This window comes from Spongiivirga sp. MCCC 1A20706 (assembly GCF_046524175.1).
Lineage (GTDB): Bacteria > Bacteroidota > Bacteroidia > Flavobacteriales > Flavobacteriaceae > Spongiivirga.
Genome location: NZ_JBEFZF010000002.1, coordinates 734,333 through 759,627 on the forward strand (window position 1 = coordinate 734,333; position 25,295 = coordinate 759,627).

Here is a 25,295-nt window from a genome sequence, read left to right on the forward strand (position 1 = left end):
TATTTCATTTTTCCTTTACGGCTTCTTTGAGCCATTCAGGAATTTTGGTTTTTTTATCCAGTTCATCAGTAGGTTTTGGTGCTATATGATAGGTTATAGAACTGCTTCCATGAACATCTCCATGCGGTACATTTTGATGACATGACCAACATTTTCTTGTTGTTCGGTTCTCGATATGATCGTCTAAATAAGCCGTTAGCTTACTATCCGTCACCTGGCCAACATGACAACGAATACAATTTTGCTGTACTACTGCTTCTGAATCTTCTTTTATTCGAATCACCTGTGGTTCATTGCGGGCGGTAAAAACGGAAGCATGATATAATCCATCTTTAGCTTTGAAGTAATATTTTTTTGCCACATTGTCTTGCGGTACATGGCAATCGTTACAACTCGCAACCTTATGGTGTGAGCTATTGGACCAGCTTTTATAAACTGAGGTCATCACGTGGCAGTTAATACATGCTTGAGGGTCGTCAGATAAATATGATACTACCTCAGCTTCTTTAGCGACAAACAGACCTAAACCCAAAAACGCACCTAGCATCAATACAGCTATGGATCGCCAATTTGATCCCTTTTTTGGTAGAAAACGATCCTTTATTGTCATTTGATTTTGAGTTAGTTAGGTTGTTCAATTTAGTGAAAAATCGATATATAAACGATTAATCAATCCTTGGTTTATCAATTATTTGCAGAATTAAACAGTGTAGGTCGAATAAGTAGTTGCGCCCAAGCCCAATTATTAGTGTTGTCATTTGGTCGCCCTCCCTTTATTAAGCTCATACTTTCACCCGCGAACATATGTGAGTATCCCAGATTTAAAACTACATTTTTGATGAGCTCCTTTTGGGTAAAAACAATGTCAATTTCAGTTCCTAAATAGCTATCAGCGTCATTAGCCAATTCTGCATTAGATAGAAAATAATGCCCCTTTATAAGCAATGTTGAACGCTCTCCAGTTTTAAATACTGCTTTTGCGTAAATATCATTTAATCCAACATTATTTGCGTGATTTCCTACATAGAAATAGTCCATAAATCCATTAAACTTATGGTTGGTTCCATAAAGAGGGAAGAACGAATTGTTATCACCTGTGCTGCCTTGATCTGTACCGCTCAAAATTTCAAACCCTAGACCATACACTGTTTTTGATGGTTTGTAAATGGCTTCTAATGATAGGTCATAGGCACTTAAATCTGCAGTCGCTGTAGCTTTACCAAATTGGTAGTAGGCAAAACCATTCATTTTTAACGAGCCTAAGGGGAAACTAAAAAAACCACCGGTCGTTTGTCTATAAAAAGTGCCGTCAGCAATGTCATTATTAACCCCGGTGAATTTTTGAAAGCCCGTATTTAAAAACAGAAAACTAGCCGATGATTTTTCCCATTGCTTTTTTAAATATGCGTATTGCATCGCTTTGTAGGTGAAAAACCCAGTGATATTGAATGCAGTGCCTTCATTTTGGGTTGCGGTTTGCTGGCTGAATGCAAATCCGAAATGAGCTTTAAACCCCTCTTTTTCAAATTTTACCAATGTGGCATCATGAAATCTACCCTGCATTGCCCAGTCGAGACCACCAAAAATACGCTCATCATCATAGGAAATAACCTGTCGCCCCAACTTGGTAGACCAATGCGCATCTAATCGTAACTCTGCCCAAGCTTGAAATAGGGAAAATGAATCATTACCATCAACAGGAAGTATTTGTCTGGTATCTCCCCAGGTGCTTACATCTTGTACGGCAACCATTAATGAAAGGTTATCTAAAGCGTAATTAATATTAAGTCTTGATCGTTGCGTTACGAACGCTGCAGGGTCGGCATTGTCTGGAAATAGATTGCCGAAACCATGGCGATATTCAAAGCGAGGTCGAATATCTGCGTCAATTTTTAATTGAGAAAAACAATGGTTAGAAATAAATAGGATAAAAAACAGAAGAGGTAATCGATTTTTCATAATGAAGGATTAACCTTTCAAATTTCGTAAACGAATACGCTCTATTTAATGACAATTGTCAGCTTTTTAAAAAACATAAAAGCCTGAAGATCAATTAAATAAAAAAGTGAAATTTAATTTAGCTTAAAAGAATATAGGTTTTGACCTCCAAGTTGATATTGTTCATCAGAAATCAAAAGTGTAGTCTCATCTAAAAAGCAAATAGCTTCTTTTTGTGAAAAATGGTCTAAAGAGATGGTCTGTAGATTGGTTGAACCGATGTTTTTTTCATCAAAAGAATCGATGACCCATATTTTGTTATACCCCAGTAGTACAACTTTTTTCGTATCGGTATGAATGGCCGCAGAGGTGATTTGACACTGTTTGGATTGTTCACATGTTTTAATCCTACCTAGAAGCTCTGCTTTGTACTCTCCGGCTTTAGCCGGTACCCTATAAACCAATGACGTTCCATCAAAATGTTTTTTGGAAGTTCGGTTTCTTGTAAATAGGTATAACTGCCCATCTAAATAGAAAAATGCTTCCACATCATAAAGAAAGTCTTTTGCTTTAGGTGGGAATTTCTTTTGCTCAGGAAAGCTAAATTTAATTTCTTCCGCTTCTAGGTTCGTTTTTTTATTGTTCTCGGGATTCGGAACAATATAAATTGACAATTTTTTACGTTTATTACTGTTATTGCCAAAATCACCAATATATATGGAGCCATTTTCATCTGAAGTTAAATCTTCCCAATCGGTATTTTTGGCGCCTTTTATATTTATGTCCCTTTGAATTTTACCGTCAGCATCAATTCCGTATAAATGATCTTTATTACCAGAATCGGCAATAAACCAATACAAACCATCTGTGTTGAGCAATGCAATACCTGAATTTTCTTTAAGATCGTCAGGTAATTTGGTGATATATTGCAGTTGACCGAAGTCTTGTTGACAGCTAGATAAGCATACGAATAATAAACAAATCAATCTCATGCATCATATTTGTTTGGGTTATTCAATGGCCGTCACCTTTGGTGCCTCTTTTTTGGTTTGGAGATTATCAACTATGAATTCTCCGACTTTTTGTCCTTGATTAACACCTTCTTCGATTGCCATCATATAATGTATACCTCCATACAATCTAGAGATAGCCGCTTCTTCTGAAGCTTGAATGAATGATTTAAAACTACGCGCGGGCAAACCATATTCTAATTCTGTCGTATCAAGAAATTCAAAATTATCACCATATAAATCGGTTAAAGTGATTGCGGCAGCTCTTGAAATTACCGAATGCCCACTAGTATATTCCGGGAATGGGGGTGTTTGTAGTAAAGGCACCCATTCTTCATCTATATGTTGATTTATCAGGGTCTCCGGCCTTACTACAAGACTTCTCCATTTCTCATCCCAACAACTAATAAAGGCATCGTATAGTGCAATTGAAACATTTGTATATGCATTTACGGTCTCGGCAAAATCACTATTTGACTTTGTAGCGGCAATTTTTGTAATTCCTATCCAATGTCCTCCGGGTGTTATTTTTTTCGTTGCAAACATGGCATGACCTCTATGATGAGAAACATATGGATTACAGTCCCAGAAACTAGCGATCGCCTTTTCTTCTTCATTTCGGCCTGAGCCTTTTTCAAAAACTTCTAGAAGTTGCTTTTTAAATTCACTGTCGTCAGTCAAGTCAAATGCTAACGGCGGTTTTGGTGGAAACTGTCCTGCAGAATCTAATACTAAAGTCCTCATCACATTCCAATGCGGTTCAATACCATCCATGTAATCGGGAGGTGTTGGTTTCCAAAATTTATCTTCTTCTAATATGGTATACTTAGGATACGTTCTTGTTTGTTTATACATATCCTTATCCGCCCATTCTAGAATATGATTTTTAACAATTTCCCCATACTCTTTTGAGGCAACAAGTACTTTATTGGGAAGTCCTGCTTTGGTCAAACTGTCATACATGTTGTTTTGATAGGCCGTCATTTTATCTTCTGAAAAAATAAGATCTTTACCTACCTCAGTAAACGCATGAAGTGCAGCCAGGTTAAAGTTTACATTTTCGTCGGTTGGATCAGGAATGGCTTTCAATTCATTAATTTGCTGTTCAATCGGGTTAAATAATTCTGTATTACCTTTTTGAACAACAGTATACGCTGCTACACTAGGATACATGTAAACCCTAGAAGCAACGGGAGGGGAAAAAATGTCATAAACAATTACGTCTGTTAGCTTCTTCATAGAATTATGAAAAAGTTGCGGGTTGTTTAGTATTTCTTTATATGCAGTATTTTCTTTACAACCTGTGTTTATAAAAACAAGTAGTAAAGATGGTACGATCCATTTTTTATAAATCTTAATAATCTTCATTTTAACACATTTAGGAGAACCCTGTTCATTTTATGATCAAGAACTTAGTAAGTTACTTTAAGGTAATTCAAAGGTATAGGATTTGTCATTATTTACAATTACCAAATATCTTTGATTACCTATTTTAACAATTTTTCTGGAGTTGATATTTGCTGGTATTGGTAGTTTATGATGAGCACTGAAAGAATTTGAGTTATTATAGTTATAAAAGACGCCACCAGCGTTAGAATTATTATTGCCCAGTTCTGTTACATATCTATTATTATTACCAACATAAATAAGTTTTAAGGTACCTTTTTCTTCAGGCACTACAATGATATCTTCAATGCTACTCATTTGTGCTTCAACAGGCAATGGCATCGCGTCAAATTTTGTGCTTTTATTATAGAAAACCATCGAACGCAATTCTTTTATATATCTAGTTTCTAGAATTTCATTTTCTTTTTTTCCTGTCAGATCCTCAATAGTGTTCACTTTTGAAAAATCCGAATAACTTGTAAATTTCTTCTTAATAAAAGGCATTTGACTTGCCAATTTATCTTTTGAAGCGAAGGGCACATAAGTGCCGTTAAGATCATAGAATATGATAGGGTCTGGTTGTTCATTATTATCGAAGTCATCGATATATAGTTTTACAGGTTTTTCTTTTGATGCTTTCCACTTCATATTTAAACCTGCATTGCCGGCAATAATATCAACTTTTCCGTCGGAATCGATATCAGCTATTTCAATAGTATTCCACATTCCATTGGTATCTCCCAAACCTAGTTCGGCGGTTTTATTGATAAATGTATCATCTCCATTGTTTATTAAAATCGTTACGGGCATCCAATCTCCAACGAGAATTAAGTCTATTAGAGAATCTCCATTAACATCTGCCCATTCACTATCTGTGATCATGCCGAAACGCTCTTTTTTCAGAATCTCAAAGCTGTTTTTACCCGTATTCTTTAAAATAAAACTGTATGGTGATAAGCCATACCCTCCGGGCATAGACCTACTGCCTATAAAAAGGTCATCAAAACCATCATTATTAAAGTCACCTACCGAAATGCTCCCGCCATTTGTGGCTGGTAGGATAGATTTCAGTTTTTTAAAATTCCCAGTACCGTCATTAATGTATACCTTATCCTGAAGGCTAAAATCTCCCTCAACTTTATCGTTCCCTCCACTTATTACATAAATATCTAAGTCGCCATCATTATCAAAATCAAATGAAGCTGCGTCCACATCTTCTGAAAACTGATCAATAGCAAACTGGCTTTTATTTATCCTAACGTAGTTGCCATTGTCATTGATATATAATTGTGCTATCTGATTTTTACTGTTGCCAATAAATAGATCGCTTACCCCATCGCCATTAAAATCATCGTGAACAACTGCTGGTCCTTCCATTGATAATTTTTCAGGAATTAGCGCTTCCTGTTCATAGTCTAGATAGTTATTCTCGAGATGGGTAAAAGGAAAAATCTCATAACTTAAATCCTTATTAGATTTTTGGTCACTGGATTTTAAATTGGTAGTACGAGTAATGAGATTTTCCTGATTTACGGGTACATTTTTTTCAGTTTGTAATTTTCCATCAGGCCAGAAAATTTTTATGGAATCAATCTTAGTGTATGAGCCAAGTCCGAAATGTATTTTATGCGTTGAAGATGACTGAAACCCTCTGGATCCGGTTAATTCCTTGACAAATTTACCTCCACCGGTGTACACTTTGATTTTGGTACCCAAAACATTAAAGTATTCCTCGTTACCTTTTAAAGAAAAAGAAACGAAATTACGTTTACTAGAGTGCGAACGATTTTCAAGTATACTAGCAGTTTGATTTATATTGTTCACTGCGATGTCAATATCACCATCATTATCCAAATCAGCAATGGCGGCACCGTTCGAGTATGATGGTTTTAAACCTGCGTTTTCTGAAAGTTTGGTAAATTGTAATCTGCCATTATTTTTAAAAATCGCGTTTGCAATGCTTAAGGTTGGCATTTGGTCAATGAGCTCTTTTTCAATTTCATCGAGTTTTGTCTGATCATACGATGCAAAGTTTACACTACTCAAATAATTGATGTAATCAAGATCATTTGGGCGTTTATAAATGCCTGTTGTCACAAAAATATCGTTGATACCATCATTGTCATAATCTTCTATTAGGGCAGACCAACTCCAGTCTGAAGCATGCGTGTTGGTAAGCAACGCTACATCAGAGAAATTGGAATCACCCCCAAGTTGCATATGATTGCGAGCATATTGGGTTTGAAATCCAAAATTTTCTTTTATTTGACTGACTTTGTCGGTATCTTCTCCACCTGACTTTAAGAATATTTCAGCATCATCAGGCATCATGTCCAAGGTGAAGATATCCGTCTTAAGATCTTCATTGAGGTCACCCGTATCGACACCCATTGTGAATCGGGATGTGCTGTTTAATAATTTCTCACTTTCTTCTTTAAAAGTTTTATCCCCTTGGTTGATATATAAGTAGTCATTTTCGTGAAAATCATTGCCTACATATATATCCACAAGACCATCGTTATCAATATCGGATGTTATTAGTGCCAATCCATACCCTAATGCACTGCTATATATTCCGGCACTGTCAGTAACATCCACAAAACCTTTGATTTTCTTTTCCAGTTGGTTTTCATAAAGAATATCTCCAGAGAGACTATCTTTCTGTTTCCGCTTTTTAATATTGCCATAGCTTCTGGGAGTGTGAATAGAGTGATTCATTAAATACATATCTAGATCCCCATCTTGATCATAATCAAAAAACGAAGCTTGTGTCGAAAATCCAGAAAAGTCAAGCCCATACTCTTTTGCACTTTCTGTAAATGTGGTATCTCCGTTGTTTAAATACAATTGGTTTACACTTTTCAAACTTTTATAATTTCCCACTTTGCTAACATAGATATCTAAATATCCATCATTGTTAACATCGGCCATGGTTACTCCACTTGACCATGTCGAATCTATTTTGATCCCTGCATTTTCAGTAATATCTTCAAATGTTAAATTGCCTTTGTTTAAGTACAGTTTATCAGGCTTTTGATTTGCAGTAAAGTAAATGTCCTCAAGCCCATCGTTGTTGATATCCCCAATGGCAACACCACCTCCGTTATAGTAGTACAGGTATTCAATAATGTTTAGGTCGCTTTTATGATAAAGATCATTTGAAAACAAGACTCCACTGGAATCTGGATTTACTTCATTAAAATAAATAGGAGACTTTGAACTAGTCTCGTTTTCTTTCACCTGTTCTTTAGAACAACCTAATACTAATAAAGTTGTAAAAAAAGATACGATCAATTTGAAATTGAAATGATTCATTGATCTTTTAATATTTAAATGTGCTAAGGGAATCACTATTTCTTGATACAATTACTTCATTATCTTTTACAATAATGTCTCTAATCTCTCCATCAACAAAGAAGCCTTTACCCGATTGATGGTATTGAAATGTCAGATTTCCTTTATTTTCTAAGAAAATACCAAAAGTAGCATCATATCGTCCGACTTCTGGTTTAACATTATAAAGATTACCTCCTAAAAGTATGTCATTATCACCGTCCTTATCAAAATCTCCACTATTTATTGCATATATGGGTGATAACTGGGCACTTATAGGCAGTTTTATTGCCTCAAACTCTAAATTACCCTTATTCACCAAAACAATACTTTCAAGAATGTTTGCCTCAATTACTTTAGTAGCTTGGAGTTGTTCTTGAGAAAAAATATCGGTGATTGAGGCGTTTTTAAACGATTTGTAATCGGGAAATTTCTTTTTCAGTGGTTTGAGTTGATCAATTAAATTATGACGTAGGGCAAAAGGATAATCTTTATCATCATCAGCGGTAAAGGTGAGAATAGGATCAGAAAACCCATTTTTATCGAAATCACCGATGTATAATTTTAAAGGTTTTTTCGTACTTGCTCTAAACTGACTGTTCTGCCCGTGATTACCTAAAATAAAATCCTGATCGCCATCATTATCAATATCGGTTGCATGAATTGTATTCCACCAACCCTTTAGGGTTGAGGTATAATTATCTTTCATTCTATTGAATTGACCATTATTGTTAATAAATAGTTCAACTCCCATAAATTCTCCTACGATAATGAGGTCTTTGAGGTTGTCGCCATTGATGTCTTCAAATAAAGCATCCGTAATCATACCAATATCTTGAAGATCCGGTGCTGCGGAATTTGTTACATCTGTAAAATTTCCATTACCATCATTTTTAAGTATAAAGCCAGATCCTGGTAAACCGAATTTAAGTGGAATGGTACGTTGACCAACAAAAATATCTTGGTCTCCATCATTATCAATGTCTGCATTGATGACTGTGCTACTGCTAACAAAATTTGTTTTTGAAGGTAATTTTTGCTTTGACAGTGTAAAGTTTCCTTTTCCATCATTGAAGTACAATCGATCTAGGAAAGCGGTTGAATATTGCGAAAATTCCACACCACCACTACACACATATAAATCTTGATCTCCATCATTATCAGCATCAAAGAAAATGCTGGCAGCATCTTCGGAAGACCTAGATGAATCAAAATCGGAAGTATTTAAAGTTTCGTAGGTACCATTTTTAGAGATCATTATGGTAGGGGTATTGTTTTTAGAGCCGCCTATGTAAAGATCCTTGGTGCCATCGCCATTGATATCGGCACTGGCCATCTTAGGTCCTTCAGTACTACACATATGATAGAGTAAACGATCACGGTGAAAATCGATAAACTTATTTTCTTCGTGTTTGAATGGAAGCGTTTTCTCTTTATTAAAAAGAACAGTAGATTTATCCGCTTTAGAAGCGTTATCTCTTACAAGAGCATCTTTTTCTTCAACTATGAGTGTTTGGTTTGGAGTTACGTTTTCTAGTAAGGTTTGTTTACCAGAGGGCCAATCAACAACCAATGAAATGTTGTTGGCGTTATTGAGGCCGAAGTTGGGCCTAGGATCCATGCTCGATTGAAAACCACGAATAGGCTGTTGCTCTAATAATAGTTTTTCATTTTTGGTGATTAGTTTAATTTTAGAGCCAACACCATAGGTATTCTTATTTTCTCCTTTTAATACCAGTTTTAGGTAGTTGGTAGAATCCTTATCTCTTGTATTATTTCTATAAACAAAACAAGACATATTAACATTGTTCACGACAAGATCAAGATCTCCATCATTATCCAAGTCTCCATAAGCTGAGCCATTTGAAAAACCCTTAGTATTGATACCGGTTTTAAAATCTCTTTCAAATTTTAAACCTCCTTTGTTAATATAAGAGTGATTTGATACCGGATTAGATGGAATGATTTCAATTAATCTTGCATAATCTACCTCATTATTGGTAACAATAGATTTAATGACTTCCTCATTGGATATGTATTGCAAATAATCTTGGTCCGTCAGATCTCGATATATTCCATTTGCAATAAAAAGATCTTTATTTCCATTATTATTCATATCAAAAAAAAGCGCACCCCAGCTCCAATCAGAAGCATGTACACCACTCAGTCGGCTTATTTCACTAAATGTGTTGTTAGTGTTATTTAATTGGAGGGTATTTCTAGTAAATTGATGATAGTAACCATTTTTAACGTTGTATTGATACTTATTCCAATCCTCAAAAGTGGTGACGCTTTTAAGTCGCTCATATTCTGATGGTAGCATTTCTGTAATGAAAATATCGTTGTATCCATCGTTATTAACATCTGCTGCGTCAGCTCCCATTGAAGCCCCGCTTGTTGATTTCATTTGATTTGTAAGAGACTCGGTGAATGTTCCATTCTGATTATTTATGTATAAATAATCTCTTTCAAAAAAATCATTAGAGACATAAATATCTTCCCAATTGTCATTATTTACATCCGCTACCGTAACACCTAGTCCAAAACCAATAACACTGCCATAAATCCCAGCTTTTTCGCTTATGTCTATAAACGATCCGTTAACGTTTTCCATTAGTTTATCACCACCTAAAAGATCTCGCTTGGGCCGTTCATTTCGCTGTAAATTAAAACTACCGATAGCCTGATATGAGTTATTTAATAGGTATACATCTAGATCACCATCTTTATCAAAATCAAAAAAAGATGCATGTGTTGAAAATCCCTTATCGTCTAAACCATATTTTGATGCCATTTCGGTAAAGGTCAAATCTCCATTGTTTATAAACAATTCGTTCTGTTTATTATCTCCTTTCACATCTCCTGAATTACAAACATATATATCAAGGAGACCATCAGCATTAATATCGACCATTGAAACACCGGTAGACCAGGCTTTTGATCCAATAGTTCCTGATTTGTCAGATATATCTTCAAATTGGAAGTTACCTTTGTTTAGATATAACTTATTTGATAATTGATTGGCGGTAAAATAAATATCGATTAGCCCATCATTATTAATATCCCCCAGCGCAACACCCCCACCATTGTAGAAGTTACGATATTTATAAACGTTGAAATCATTATCATAACTTAGGTTATTAGCAAAGCTAATACCCGTTTGCGTTGAATCTAGTAGGGAAAACAGCGTTTGCTCTTCCGCTGTTTTTTTCGATTCGCATGACGTTAAACCAATAAGGAAAGATAAAAACAGTGTTTTTAAAAGTTTGATATGTAAGTCTTTCAATTTTTAGTCTTTTAAGATAAATCGTAAATCATCAATTCTAGCATCAACTTCTCTGTTATTAACAGGAGATTCTATTAAAATTCTTCTATAGCCGTCAACTTTAACGAATACTTCTTCTTGACCTTTTTTCAAGGGTATTTTGATAAAGTTATTTCCCGGAAACCATTTTAATAAGCTGTCTTTGACTACAGGAAGTAGTTTGTCTGAATGTGCAGACTCATTCCATAAAGCCCAAGAATCATAATAAAATTTTAGATCTAATCCTGTCATTGTCTTTTCTTCATTAAAAATACCATAGAAAAGCATGGTAAGTTTTTTATTCGCACTATCCTTCTTTCTGGAAGGAAGATTATATTGAACGAAATTGTTGGAAGGACCGTGCTTTACTAGTTTTTGGCTATTAAGTTTCCAACATTTGTCGAAAAACTCTTGCTTGCTATCTCCAATTTTGAGTCCGAAAAACAGTGAATCATTCACTCTTTCAGTGGCAATTTCCCTTTTAACAAGTTTTGAATATTCACTTTGTTTGCAACTACTTATCAAAAGTATAAGTAGCATAATACATAGGGGATATTTACTTTTCATTAATAGTGTAAAAGTTTGTTTGATTATTATTAATAGCTGCAACTAGTATTTTTTTGTTTTTTGTTGTAACCCATTTTAGGTTTCGAATTTGCCCTTCTATACCTAAGTTTTTAGGCTTATCTATTGGGGTGTCTTTATTAAAGGGTCCAAATATAGCCCATCCTTTTGATGCATCATAGCTTCCAAACTGAGGTTTAACTAAATATTGATTTCCCCCTAAAAACAAATCTAAATGACCATCATCGTTTATATCACCATAGGTTATGCTGTAAACTGGAGAATATTGTACCTCATTGGGAAGTTTTTTAGCAATGAACTTCCCGTCGTGATTGAAAAAAATAGTACTTGAGAGTGTTTGAATAGTATATTGTTGGGCTTGTTTTAGTGCTTCTGTTGTAAAAATACTTTCAATATCTGCCTTGCCATAATCTTTATAATAAAGAAACCTTTTTTTTAAGTATGGAAGTTGCGTTACAAGTTCATCTTTTTCGACAATAGGGTAGTATTTACCGTTCTCTTTTTTACATATTATTTGCTCTTTGAAGCCGTTTTTATCAAAGTCGGCAATGTACATTTTCATTTCCGAAGAGAAAAAGTTGTTCCTGCCTAAATTTCCTGCAATAATATCACTATCACCATCTTTATCAATATCAACTATTGCTATAGATGACCAAATTCCTTTAGTAGCATCTAAATTGTATTCTTTATTACTGTCTACCAGCTTGGATTTGTCATTAATAAATACTTTTAAGGGCATCCACTCTCCTGATACTACAAGATCGTTCCAACCATCGTTGTTGATATCAACCCATGCAGCATCTGTTATCATGCCAATATCATTAAATTGTTCAGGTCTAAGTTCTGTGAAATTACCTTTGCCGTCATTCTTTAAAATGAGACCTGAACATGGCTGTCCATATAAGTTGGTTTTATATCGTTCGCCTACGAAAAGGTCGATATCACCATCTTTATCATAGTCACTAGCTGTTACTACTGAGGAAGCAATGGTTTTTGTAAATGATAACGCTTTCTTAGATTTTACAAAGGTGTTATTGATATTTGTGTAATACGTATCATTTAATGAGGTAGAATATTGCGAATAAGCTCTTCCTCCATGAGCAATATATAAGTCTAAGTCATTATCACCATCTCCATCAAAAAAAATGGCATCGGTATCTTCAGAATTAATCTCTTCTATAAATGGTGATGTAATTTCATCAAAGCCAGTTGGTGATGAAATGAATAATCGTCCTGATTGATTTTTAGCTCCTCCTATAAAGAAATCATCAATACCGTCATGATTTAAATCGGCTACAGCAAGTGCCGGTCCTTCATTACTATGCATTTGAGGGATTAGACGTTCTTTGTTGAAGTCAACATTCTTATTTTCAACATGCGTAAATTGAAATAAAGGATCATGTTTATTTAATAATGATGAACTTAAAATAGTTGGAGGTGAAGAAGCGTTAAATGAAGTAGCGTCTTCTTTATTTACTTTATACTTCTTATTGGTTTGTAAATCTGTCTTTACTGTGATTGATCCATCTTGCCATTTAACCCATAAAGAGTCAATTACTTTTGCATCGCCTACTCCTAAATGAATAGTGGGAGATACATTGCTTTGAAATCCTCTTGTGGTGTAATTTTCGGCAAAGCGTACTGTTCCGTCACTGGTCTTTATATATACTTTTGCACCTACCGCAAAAGATTGATCTTTTATTAGTTGAATACTTACGCTTCTGTTTTTTAGTGAGTCTGTAGTATTTTCATAAATAAATGATGGCATGTTTACGTTATTCACTACAAGATCGAGATCTCCATCATTGTCTAAATCTGAATATGCGCTGCCATTACTAAAACTTGGTAAATCTAGCCCCCATTCTTTACTGCTATCTGCAAAATCAAAATTACCATTGTTTTTAAAGGCGACATTGCTAATTGCCTTTGAGGGCATGGCATCAATCAGATCGGTAATAATACTTTTTCCACCTTTTTTTATTTTTTGTCTAATCTGTTCATCGTTTGCTTCATACGCTATATAATCTCTATCTAACAGATCTTTATAAATACCATTAGTAATGAAAATGTCCTTTAAACCGTCATTATCCATATCCAATATTAATGATCCCCAGCTCCATTCTGTTTGGGAGATATTTGACTGCCTGCCTATTTCAAGGAATTTACCATTTCCGATATTTCGTTGAAGGGTATTTCTTGAAAATTGATTGTAATAGCCTTGTTTTTTGGCTAGTTGTTGCTTGTCCCAGGATTCAAAAACAGTTTTGGTTTTTTTTCTTTCTTCTGTTTTTGGAAGCATTTCGGTAACAACAATATCTGACTGAAGATCGTTGTTAAGATCAGCATAATCCGCCCCCATTGCTCCCATAGATATGGATTGGAAGTAATTTTCTAACTCTTCGGTGAACCCACCTTTTTTATTGTTTATATATAGGTAGTCTTTTTCAAAAAAATCATTTGCAATATAGAGGTCAGGCCAGTTATCGTTGTTGAAGTCACCAAGTGTAACCCCTAAACCAAATCCAATTTTGCTGCCGTAAATTCCAGATTCCTTGGTGACATCTACAAAATAGCCATTGTCATTACGGAGTAATTTGTTGCCATTATTTTCAGGATCATAAATCTTGCGCTGATCTTTAATAAGGTCAAAGGCACCGATCGCTTTAATAGAATTGTTTAACAAGTAACAATCTAGATCACCATCTTTGTCATAATCAAAAAAAGCTGACTGTACGGATAGCCCTGTAATGTCTAAACCGTATTCTTTCGATGCGTCAGCAAATGTTAGGTCTCCGTTGTTTATGAATAATTGATTATTTCTATTTTGACCTTCTGGCTTTCCGGCTTTACATACATATAAATCAAGAAATCCATCGTTGTTAATATCGACGAAAGTTGCTCCACTGGACCACACATTTGGACAATCGACCCCTGCTGATTCGGTAATATCCTCAAACTGCCAGTCTCCTTTATTTAAATACAGCTTATTATCAACCATATTTCCGGTTAGGTAGATGTCATCTAAGCCATCGTTATTAATGTCAGCTATTGCAACGCCTCCACCGTTGTAGAAGTTTCTATATAGATAAGGATTAAAGGTTTCGTCATAAGAAAGTTGATTATTAAAATTAATGCCTGTATGCTGCTTCAGAACAAATAATTTTTCTTCTTGCATTTTATTCTCAGTGCAGGAAGAAATAATAACCAATGCTATTAAAATATATCGCTTCATATTACTATGAGTGCAAAATAAAAAGGGTTGTTCTTTCGACCAACCCTTTTTAATATAAAAATGATTCTTTTTTAGTATCCGGTGTTCTGTGTTAAAGAACCAGAAGAAGCATCTATTTGTGGTTGAGGGATTGGGAAAACAGTTCTGAAAGCATCACTGTTAGTTTTTTCCCACCATGTGTCTCCCCATCTGCCGAATCGAATAAGATCGGTTCTTCTGCTAGACTCTTGGAAAACTTCTTTACCTCTTTCTGCAAGGAAGCTGTCAGCATCCAATGAACCTAATGCAGCAACATCAGCACGATCGCGTAGTGCATTTACATCAGGAAGCGCAAGACTCCAATCACCAGCAGCTCTAGATCTAGCCTCAGCTCTGATTAAGTGAATATCCCCTAAACGTAAAATAGGATAGTCATTGTTCATGTCTTGTCTTCCAAAAAGCTGGAAGCTAAATTTCTTTGCACGAACGCCACTCTGTCTAATTGAATTTGGTTCTAATTCATTAATTGCAGGGCTATAGTCTACAACTAAATCAGGGTCGTCAGAAGCAAAATCTAAAAGTGCATTACCACCAAAGTCTGTTTGTGGTCCGGCTAAGAAGTTTGCTGTTTTCCTTGCATCGCCATCTTCATAGCTATTATAGAATTCTTCTAACACCTGATAACCATTCCAAGGTTGTTGATCTAAAGCAAATGTAAGCTGTGAACTATAGTGCAAATTCATTTGAGAGAAATTCATACCACCAGCAGCAGCCTCATCATAATAGATAGACCAAATCATTTCTGGATTGAACTGATTATTAGGTGCAAATACAGCAGCATAGCCTTCTAGATCATCTGGATCAGAAGCTACCTCTGGTCTTTTTGCTAAGTTCGGAACAGTACAACCGTCTCCACAAAGTTGGTAAGGACCATTGTCTATGATATAGGTAGCAGCCCAGTCAGCCTCTTCGTAGCGTGCTGTACCAGTGTATACTTCGGCGTTGAGGTATAATTTAGAAAGTAGTCCTAAAGCCGCAAATCTATTAACAATATAAGGTTCTGAACCTACTCCAAGCGCACTTCCAGATAGATCCATACTTGCTGTAACAGCAGTAATACCTAAGGCATCTAGCAATTCAGCCTCTACAAAATCGAACACTTCAGCTCTTGTAGATTGAGGAGCATCACCACCTGGAGAAGTGATAATTTTTACTCTTCCGAATAAATCTAATAATCTGTAGTAAAAGAACGCTCTTATAGTTTTCGCCTGTGCTTCTTCATCAGGAGACAGTGAGCCATCTAGGGCTAAATTCGTTTCCCCGATTCCACCATAGGCGTCATTCCAAGCATTGTTTAACGGTTCACTTGCAGATTCGAAAGTATGTCTATGCATACGTAGCCATATACCACCATCGAACCAGTCACCACCTTTTTGGCCGATAGCCATTTCATCAGAGGAAACCGATTGAACAGAGTAATAGCCGTTGTGTCCAGCCGACCCATTTCTAAGTCGGTTGTAAGAGGCTACCAAGCTACCAGATGGTTGTACACCACCGTCTGTAGCGCCATCTATAACAGCAACACCGTCACTAGAAAACTCGTCTGTTAACTCATCTTCTAAAACTTCATCAAGGTCGGTGCAAGAATATGTCAAGGACATAATACCCGAGAGAAGTGTTAATTTAATAAATCGATTCATAGTTTTTTTTTTAAAAGTTTACGTTTAATCCTAGTGTAAATCTAGTCGAAGCAAAGTAGTTGTTACGTCTGTCGATACCTGGAGCTAACACTCCACCGCCACCGAAATCTTGCAAAGATGGCTCTGGATCTGATCCCGTATAGTTCGTAATCACAAATAGGTTCTGTCCAGCAAGAGAAACTCTGATGTTTTTGATGTAACTGTTATCTAACTTGAAATTATATCCAATAGATAAGTTGTCAAGTTTAAAGAAATCAGCTTTCTCTACGTAATAAGAACTAAATTGCGCGGTTCTAATATCATCTCTAGCTAACTCCGTATTTACAAAGTTATAAGAGGACTGCGATCCAATTCTTGGCTCGTAAAATGCTCTAAAGTTATTTACTAAACTGTGTCCGAAAGCACCTCTAAAGAATGCATTAAGATCCCAGTTTCCAAAAGTTACCTGGTTTGTCCAACCTATTTCAAAATCTGGTAAACCTTTACCAAGAACAGCAAAGTCAACATCATCAGCAAGTGCACTACCCTGATCAGTAACTAAATTGCCATCGCCATTTACGTCAACAAGAATAGGAGATCCATTTGCGTCTACATCACCAGAAAATACAGGACCCCAAATTTGACCAACTTCTTCACCTTCTGTTACTCGAATTAAAAAAGTGTTGTTCTGTCCTGGAGACCCAAGATTTCCAATAACTCTATCACCACCAGTGTTTTCAACAAGTTCTGTTTTATATGTAGAGAAAATGATACCGGTGTTGTAGCTTATTGTTTCATTTTTAACAGCGTCATAATTAACACTTAATTCTAATCCTTTCGTGTTAAGTTCTCCACCATTTTGGAATTGTGATGAGAACCCGTCATTTGCAGCAGCATCAATATTAACAGATGTGATAAAGTCAACAATGTCTCTGTTGTATAAATCTAAAGTGGCTGATAGGCGGTCGTTGGCAAATTCAAAACCTAGATTAAGCTCTCTTTTTTCTTCCCACTTAAGTCCTGGGTTTGGAGCACGATTTCCTAAACCTGTAGCAGCTGAACCAAAACCATTTGCGCCATTATTAACTCCAAAAGTAGTCTGTGATAAACCTACACCTGGAGGAATTGCACCAGTAACACCATAACCAAGTCTGGCCTTTAAAAGATTTACGTTATCTAATTCTAGGTACTTATTAAGATCAGCACCGATTGCAGCAGATGGGAAAAGACCCCACTGCTCATCAGAACCAAATCTACTTGATCCTTCTCTTCTTATAGAGGCATTAACGTAAATCGCATCGTCAATAGTAAGGTTCATTCTTCCGAAGAATGCGATAATTCTATCATCATCATTTCTTCCACTATTAGCTACTATTCGACCGGCTTCTAAAAGATCTTGAGAAACTTCAATAGCATTGCTAAAATCAAAATCAACACCAGGAGGGAAATCACCTAATTGCAAGAAGTACTCGTTGTAATCAGTTTCTTGCCAAGAGTAACCACCAACGAACTTAAGTGTTACAAGGTCACTTAACTGCTTGTTAAACGTACCAAAAAGTTCAAGTGTTCTGTTACTTATTTCATTAGTGAAGAAGTCAGCTCTACCTTTTCTAAATGGACTTAATGCATTACCTCTAAAGAAATCTGTTGTTGGGTAATACTGTCTATTTTGGTTTTTAACATTTTGTTCTCCAATACTTAGCTGTGCCGATAAATAATCGGTAAATGTGTAATTGAAATCAATACTATAGTTGACAGTACTTTGTGTTCCATAGTTTTGATTTTGTTCAGCAATTGATACCGGGTTGAAACTGTCGAATAAACCTAGAGTTTCAAAGTAACCGCCAAATTGATCAGAGTTAAATGCGAAAGGAGCATCGTCACCAAATATAGGTGCTGTCGGGTTGTATAAAACTGCATAACGTAGCGCTTCATTGAACCCAAATTCACTATCTCTCTGCGTTAATGCCGCATTGAAATCAATTCTCAGTTTGTCATTAAGTAATTTTCCAGATAGTTTGGTTCTAGCATTAAATTGCTCAAAACCTGAATTTATCAAAATACCCTCTTCATCTCTAAAATTCATTGAGACTCTATAACTTGCATCGTCGGTTCCTCCAACAGCAGCGATATTATGCACTGAAGAAATAGCAGTTTGAGTAACTTCATCTCTCCAATCAGTATCACTACCTAGGTCACTTCCACCAACAGCAAGAAATTCTTGTCTGCCCATAGTTTCAATTTGATTGGCAATAACAGATGCTGAGTACTGTCCGTTATAAGAAACTGAGAAAGGCTGTCCTTTCTTACCAGACTTAGTGGTTACTAAAATTACACCACTCGATCCTCGTGTACCGTAAATCGCAGCTGCAGAACCATCTTTTAAAACTGTGATGTTTTCAATATCACTTGGATCCACATTACTTAATGATTGACCAAGCACACCATCAATTACAACTAATGGCTGTGTGTTTCCACCAATAGTAGAAATACCTCTCAATCGAATTGTCCCGGTAGAGTTTGGATTGCCCCCCTTGTTATAAATACTAAGTCCGGCAACTTTACCTTGTAATAACTGTGTTGGATCACTAATAACCCCTTTGTTAAATTCTTCTTCGCTAACACTTGTAACCGCGGTAGTGATTTCTTTTTTAACTGTTGATCCGTATCCAACGATCACAACTTCATCTAATGCTTGAGCATCTTCTAACAGTACAACATCAATAGTAGTTTGTCCGTTTACCGCAATTTCCTGTGTTGCGAAACCAACATAACTAAATACTAATGTAGCGTCAGAGGCAACATTATTTAATGTGTAATTACCGTCAAAATCGGTTTGGGTACCATTTGTGGTTCCCTTAACAACTACACTCGCCCCAGGCAATGGGCCGGTCGCATCCGAGACCTTACCGGATACCGTTTGTGCTTGCGCAAAGCTAAAACCAAGCAATGCTACACAAAGTAATAAGCCTTTAAATAGACTATTCTTCATAAATTATAGAGTTTTAAGGTTTGAATTAATAGTTTAAAATCAATTTTAGTATCGTTAAAAATATGTAAAATTAAAGTTAAGATAAAAGGGATAATCGCATAAAAGTATAAAAAAATACCGAAAACGTTTTCGCCAGAACTACCTTATTTTACTGCTAACTTGTTAATTTTTGCTTCTTTTATCTTCATAATATTCTTTTTTTGTTGGTAATAATTACGACATTCTCAAAGAGGTCGTGAATAATATTTTTTTTCAAATGTTAAAAAACCATTTTGATTAATCAGAAAATTCCGAACTGAATTAGCCTCCAATGAGAAGTTTATTTCATTGAATCTATGGTCTTTGCCAAACAGTAGACTGATCAGGTTAGAAAGTTTTAAATAATTAATTATGGTCATACCACCCGGAGTACTATTATTGGAATAAATAGATATTGATATGTTACTTCTTAATCCTTTCATTGCTTTAAGATTTTGTAATGGACCGTAGTTTTATCATTTGAGATAGAAACAAAATAAAGTCCGTTAGCAACATTACTTAGGTCAATTAATAGTTGATTATTAACCGGTTGATATAGTTGGTTTATTATTTCTTTACCACTAGCATTATTAATTCGAACGTTGGATTCAATATTATTATCCAGTCCCAAATCAATAAATAGTCTTCCGTCACTAACGGGGTTTGGGTAGATTAAAATGGTCTTGTTAAGGATAATGGTCTCTGCATATGAACCTTGACAATCCTTATCAGTTTTAACGTGTAACAGGTTAGTACGTTTAATAAGGTCTAATGTTATCTCGTTGTTTGATGTTGTTATCACCTTATCATTTAAAGTAATAATATAGTTTTCACCTCCTTTTAAAGAAAGTGTCACTGCAGATGATTTAAAATCAATCTTAGCGCTCACTGTTAGCTCACTGGGCTCTGTAATTGTGCTATTGAAACATTGTTGATAATCATCTTGCTCGTCAATCGTGATACAAATTGAATAATTGCCTGCTTCAAGGTTATCAAAACTGGTTGTCTCAGTAAATGTTTTCGTTTCCGATATGGGCCCAGATATTGTAACGGTGTAATTATAGTTCTCGTTAGCCCTTATTGATATACTTCCATCATTACTGGATCGACAAGTTTCGCTAAAAGTGTTAATGGTAAAGTTGGTGGTGGGTAATGAAAAAATTTCACAACCGTTTACGTCAACCGCAGCACCCTCTGCTGTATTTGGGCAAACATCGTCACTATTAGGTACGCCATCGCCATCGTCGTCTAACGGAAACAGTAAGGAAGGTTGGTCCCCGTATATTCTGAATTCGCCGGGTTGAAGTGTAATTGTTGCTTGTGTATTTGAAATAGTGGTTTTTTTGTTGAATTTTAAAAATTCATACCAGACACCAGTTTCCTGAAAGTTGGGGTTAATTTCTTGAGCGGTAATACCAAAGTTGCCTATTACAGTAACATATTGGATTTCATTACCGGTAGCTGCAGAATTTGTTAAATGAATTGTTTTTAATCCGTTTGATTTACTTAGGTCTAAATCAAAATTGTTGGTTTCAAATATTGCTTCGTCGGTTTTTAGCTTTATCAAATCGCTCCATACATTATATATATTCTTACGATTTGGGTTGTTAGCATATTCCCAACGAATTGGTTTATTACCGGTCCTTCCATTAAAATCTATGGAAACATCATAACCTAATTCACCGAACTGCCAAATCATCTTAGGTCCGGGTACTGTAAAGAAGAATGCTCCTGCTGTTTTAATTCGGCTTAAGGCCGTATTTAACTCTGTTACTTGATATGAATCATTTCCATTGCCAAACTCAAGATTTTTAAACATTAGACGTTCTTCATCGTGGCTTTCCATATAGCTCACGGCCGAAGGTTGATCAAATCCTTTTTGTTGATAGGAAACCCCTGAAAAATTTGATTTTCCGTTTTCGTGATACCCTAATGTTGCCTCATTATAAGGGTTAGTCTGCTTGTTCCAAAGCATTATACCCTTACCTTCATCAATGCGGTAGTTCGCCCATTGTTCCTCTTCAGGCAGTCCTCCTAAATGTTCGAAAATGACATAAAAATTAGGGTCGCTAGCCCATTGATTGTCTGCATATCCTTTTAAGACATCTATACGGTCTTGCTGAAGACTGTTTGTACAATTCTGATCGGATGCTGTACAATTTTGTGTAAAACCTTTAGTCAGGTCCCAACGCATTCCATCGATATTGAATTCATTGATCCAATAACTAACAGTTTGATTTACATATAGCTGAGTAGCCGAGCTTTGATGATTGAAATCATTAAAAACGTTAAATGAGTGCCTTGGTGTAGCATTAAAAAAAGGATTATTGTCAGCTGCTTGACCACCAGTTCCGCCATCATCTGTATTCCACATTCTATAATATGGATGCTGCCCGCTGGCATGATTATAAACCACATCAATTATAACAGCAATGCCTCTGGCATGGCATTCATCAATAAATTGCTTAAAAGCATTTTTATTTCCGTAATATTTATCAAGTGCCATGTGGAATGCCACATTGTAACCCCAGCTTTCATTGCCGTCAAACTCATTTATTGGCATTAACTCAATAGCATTTATTCCTAGATTTTGTAAATAATCTAATCGGGTTCTTACTGCATCGAAACTGTGGAGTTCATCAAAATCTCTAATTAACAACTCATAGATAACAAGATCTTCTTTTTTGGGCTTTGTGAAATTGGTATGTTGCCAAACATATTCCGGCTCTCCCGTTCGCAAAACAGTAATTGCTTGTGTTTGTCCTGCAGGATAACTAGGTAGGTCAGGGTAGGTGGTATTACTAATGAAATCGTCATTACCAAACCCATCAAGAATTGTAGTAGAATACGGATCGGGGATGTTAATGTCAAATTCAACTAAATATTGGTATAAATGATCAAACTGTGGTGTAAGCCCTGTAAGTTCAATCCAAAACCGATTCGTTGCAGGGTCTTTTTTCATCAAATACGAATTAGTAGCAGACCAATTGTTAAAATCTCCTATTACATGTACAAATTCTTTCTCCGGTGCGAAAAGAACCAGCGTGACCTTAGTGGCATCTGCTTCATCAAAATTAATTCCGTCAACTAACCCTGAGGGCAACGCTTCTTCAATAACAGTTGGTTTAATAACTGCTTTAAAGTTTTGTGTTTTAGTTTCAGATCCGCTAGTGGCAATTAATTCAAAATTGGTATTTACCGTTAAGTCTGTAGCAGTAAAAGAATAATTTGTTGCTGCCGTCGAAGTAGTATTTATTACAGTGTTATTTGCTTTAAGTTGGAAGGTAGCATTGACAGATGAATTTGCTTGAATTAGAAGATCATCACCACTATTTAGTAAGGTAGTTTCTTGAGATGGTTGGGTAAGAGTAACCTGAAAGTTACCAACTTGTACAACATTGTCTTGTGTTTTTTTATCCCCAGTACCATCTTTTGCTTTGACTAGCATTCCAATCCTATCAATACCTGTTGCATTATAAAAAGACGTAGGCGTAAAAGAATACGAAAAAGTGCCATCGCCATTATCAATCATTTTTTGGGATTCATTGCTATTTGTCCATTCTCCATTAGTAGGAGAGTTAATAGCATTCGTAGCCGATGGACTATCAAAATACCATGCCCATAAATATACATCAGTCACTCCCCATTGAGAGGCATCAACATCCGATACGATAATTGTTATTTCCTGATTTTCATTGAATGGTGTTGGCGAAATGGAGAAGGTAGCGTCTTGTTGTTGAGCACTGCCAAAAAACGGTAGCACAAAAATAAAGGGTATTAATAGTTTTAAAATATTATCCATAAATACGCGATTTAGGCCCTATGCTATTTTTGCGATCCTTATTTAAATTACTGACTACTTTTGTAAAGTAATAGCCAATTTTTAACATGCTGACCCTTACAAATCTATGTAAATAAAGTGTTAATTTACGCTGAGCTTAGTGTTTGCAAATACTTACAACGTTTTCGTGTTGAAAACTTTTTTGATTTTACAGTTGATATTTACATAAAACCCAATAAATATGCCTTTCGAAATTTTAGATTCGCATTTTTGAACAATTCGCAATAATATGAGACGGAAAATGACACTTAAGCAAATTGCTCGCGAGCTAGACGTTTCTATATCAACGGTATCAAAGGCCCTTCATGATAGCAAAGAAATTAGTCAGGAAAATCGAGATAAGATTCAGGCCTTTGCTAAGTTGTATAATTATCGGCCTAATAATATCGCGCTAAGTCTTAAGAACCAAAAAACGAAAAAAATTGGAGTCATTATTCCGGAAATAGTACATCATTATTTTGCGAAAGTTATTAGTGGAATTGAAAAAGTTGCAAATAAACGTGGTTATAATGTCATCATTGCAGTATCGAACGAAGCGTTTGATAAAGAGGTAATAAATGTTGATACTTTAATTACAGCGAATACTGATGGTTTCATAATGTCAATTTCAAAAGAAACGATGTTACGGCAGGACTATCATCACTTACAAGAATCAATTAACCAGGGAATTCCAATAGTGATGTTCGATCGTGTTGTTAACGAAGTAGCGTGTGACAAAGTAATCATAAATGATGTGGAAGCCTCTCGACAAGCGGTATTGCATTTAATTCATTCAGGATGCAAGAATATTGTTCTTATTACTACGAAAGACTACATTAATATAGGGCGACTTAGAACCGAAGGATATATTCAGGCATTAAATGAAAGCAATATTGAAGTTAGACCCGAGTTGATCTTAAAGTTAGAAGAAGCCGGAGATAATATTGAGGAACAGCAACGCTTCGAAAATAAGTTGAACGATATTTTTAATAGCAATTCAGAGATTGATGGTGTTTTTGCAGTGAATGAAATTTATGCTGTAACTGCTTTGAATTTAGCTAGAAATCGAGGTTTATCAGTACCAGAGGACTTGTCAGTTGTAAGTTTTTCTAATGGCGTCTTATCAAGACATGCTAGACCTAGCTTAACAACTATAAATCAGCACGGAAAACAAATGGGAGAGGTAGCTGCCGAAATACTTATTGACAAACTTGAAGGGGTTACGAATGAAGCAGATTTTGAAACACGTGTCATTACCACAGAATTATTAAAAAGAGAAACAACTAAATAATTATAAGGTTGTTTAAGTAAATTAATTGATGATAAAGATGATCATAATATAATGAATAAAAAAGGATTCATATTCGATTTAGATGGTGTAATTGTTGATACTGCTAAGTATCATTATTTAGCTTGGAAAAACTTGGCTAATAATCTGGGTTTCGAATTTACTGAAGAGCAAAATGAATTGTTTAAAGGTGTTAGCCGAATTGCTAGCCTTAAACTTCTCCTAGAAATTGGAGGTAAAACCATTTCTCAAGAAGAATTCGATCAACTATTAATTAGTAAAAATGACGAGTATCTAGAGTATATTGAGCAGATGGATGAATCAGAAATTTTGCCTGACGTCCCTAGAGTACTACAGTATTTAAAACAACAAGGAATGCCCATTGCTTTAGGTTCTGCAAGTAAGAATGCAACTCCGATATTAGAAAAGGTCAAGCTAATTTCTTATTTCGACACTATTGTTGACGGTAACGGAGTTACTAAAGCAAAGCCAGATCCTGAGGTATTTTTACTAGGGGCATCGCAACTTGATATGGCTGCTGATCAATGTGTGGTTTTTGAAGATTCCATAGCAGGAATTCAAGCTGCTAATAAGGCGAATATGATAAGTATAGGTATTGGCGATCCCGAGGTGCTTCACGAAGCGGATTATGTTTTTGCCAATTTCACTGATATTTCAATACAATTTTTAAATAACATCATTGCTGGATAGCAAATCAACTAAAAAAGTAA

General features: G+C 35.6%; 13 protein-coding genes. 2 read left to right on the forward strand and 11 right to left on the reverse strand.

Going from position 1 to position 25,295, the window contains the following annotated elements:
• Window positions 1-4 precede the first annotated feature (4 nt).
• The 11 genes from nrfH to ABN763_RS07550 all read right to left on the reverse strand — a co-directional run bounded on the left by nrfH (window position 5) and on the right by ABN763_RS07550 (window position 23,258).
• Complete coding sequence (nrfH, locus tag ABN763_RS07500) at window positions 5-610, reverse strand: cytochrome c nitrite reductase small subunit (RefSeq protein WP_410484827.1); 606 nt, start codon at window positions 608-610, stop codon at window positions 5-7.
• A gap of 74 nt (window positions 611-684) precedes the next feature.
• Window positions 685-1,959 (reverse strand): alginate export family protein, encoded by a 1,275-nt coding sequence (locus ABN763_RS07505; protein WP_410484828.1) that lies wholly within the window; start codon window positions 1,957-1,959, stop codon window positions 685-687.
• 113 nt (window positions 1,960-2,072) lie between these two features.
• Window positions 2,073-2,930 carry a hypothetical protein gene (locus ABN763_RS07510; protein ID WP_410484829.1) on the reverse strand — a complete coding sequence of 286 codons (858 nt, stop codon included), beginning with the start codon at window positions 2,928-2,930 and terminating at the stop codon, window positions 2,073-2,075.
• Window positions 2,931-2,948: 18 nt separating this feature from the next.
• Complete coding sequence (locus ABN763_RS07515; protein WP_410484830.1) at window positions 2,949-4,316, reverse strand: vanadium-dependent haloperoxidase; 1,368 nt, start codon at window positions 4,314-4,316, stop codon at window positions 2,949-2,951.
• A 57-nt stretch (window positions 4,317-4,373) separates the two neighbouring features.
• On the reverse strand, window positions 4,374-7,649 hold the full coding sequence (locus ABN763_RS07520; RefSeq protein WP_410484831.1) for a VCBS repeat-containing protein: 3,276 nt from the start codon (window positions 7,647-7,649) through the stop codon (window positions 4,374-4,376).
• Between the two features lie 7 nt (window positions 7,650-7,656).
• Window positions 7,657-10,953: a VCBS repeat-containing protein gene (locus tag ABN763_RS07525; RefSeq protein WP_410484832.1), complete on the reverse strand. Its 3,297-nt coding sequence runs from the start codon at window positions 10,951-10,953 to the stop codon at window positions 7,657-7,659.
• 3 nt (window positions 10,954-10,956) lie between these two features.
• Window positions 10,957-11,511 (reverse strand): hypothetical protein, encoded by a 555-nt coding sequence (locus tag ABN763_RS07530; protein ID WP_410484833.1) that lies wholly within the window; start codon window positions 11,509-11,511, stop codon window positions 10,957-10,959.
• A 16-nt stretch (window positions 11,512-11,527) separates the two neighbouring features.
• On the reverse strand, window positions 11,528-14,788 hold the full coding sequence (locus tag ABN763_RS07535; RefSeq protein WP_410484834.1) for a VCBS repeat-containing protein: 3,261 nt from the start codon (window positions 14,786-14,788) through the stop codon (window positions 11,528-11,530).
• Window positions 14,789-14,859: 71 nt separating this feature from the next.
• Window positions 14,860-16,467, reverse strand: coding sequence for a RagB/SusD family nutrient uptake outer membrane protein (locus ABN763_RS07540; protein ID WP_410484835.1), 1,608 nt, complete (start codon window positions 16,465-16,467; stop codon window positions 14,860-14,862).
• 10 nt (window positions 16,468-16,477) lie between these two features.
• Window positions 16,478-19,438 (reverse strand): SusC/RagA family TonB-linked outer membrane protein, encoded by a 2,961-nt coding sequence (locus tag ABN763_RS07545; protein WP_410484836.1) that lies wholly within the window; start codon window positions 19,436-19,438, stop codon window positions 16,478-16,480.
• A 457-nt stretch (window positions 19,439-19,895) separates the two neighbouring features.
• Window positions 19,896-23,258 (reverse strand): alpha-amylase family glycosyl hydrolase, encoded by a 3,363-nt coding sequence (locus tag ABN763_RS07550; RefSeq protein WP_410484837.1) that lies wholly within the window; start codon window positions 23,256-23,258, stop codon window positions 19,896-19,898.
• Between the two features lie 268 nt (window positions 23,259-23,526).
• Here ABN763_RS07550 and ABN763_RS07555 point away from each other — a divergent pair, with 268 nt between their 5' ends.
• Window positions 23,527-24,567, forward strand: a complete 1,041-nt coding sequence (locus ABN763_RS07555) for a LacI family DNA-binding transcriptional regulator (RefSeq protein ID WP_410484838.1) — start codon at window positions 23,527-23,529, stop codon at window positions 24,565-24,567.
• Window positions 24,568-24,618: 51 nt separating this feature from the next.
• Window positions 24,619-25,275, forward strand: a complete 657-nt coding sequence (gene pgmB, locus ABN763_RS07560; protein ID WP_410484839.1) for a beta-phosphoglucomutase — start codon at window positions 24,619-24,621, stop codon at window positions 25,273-25,275.
• Window positions 25,276-25,295 lie beyond the last annotated feature (20 nt).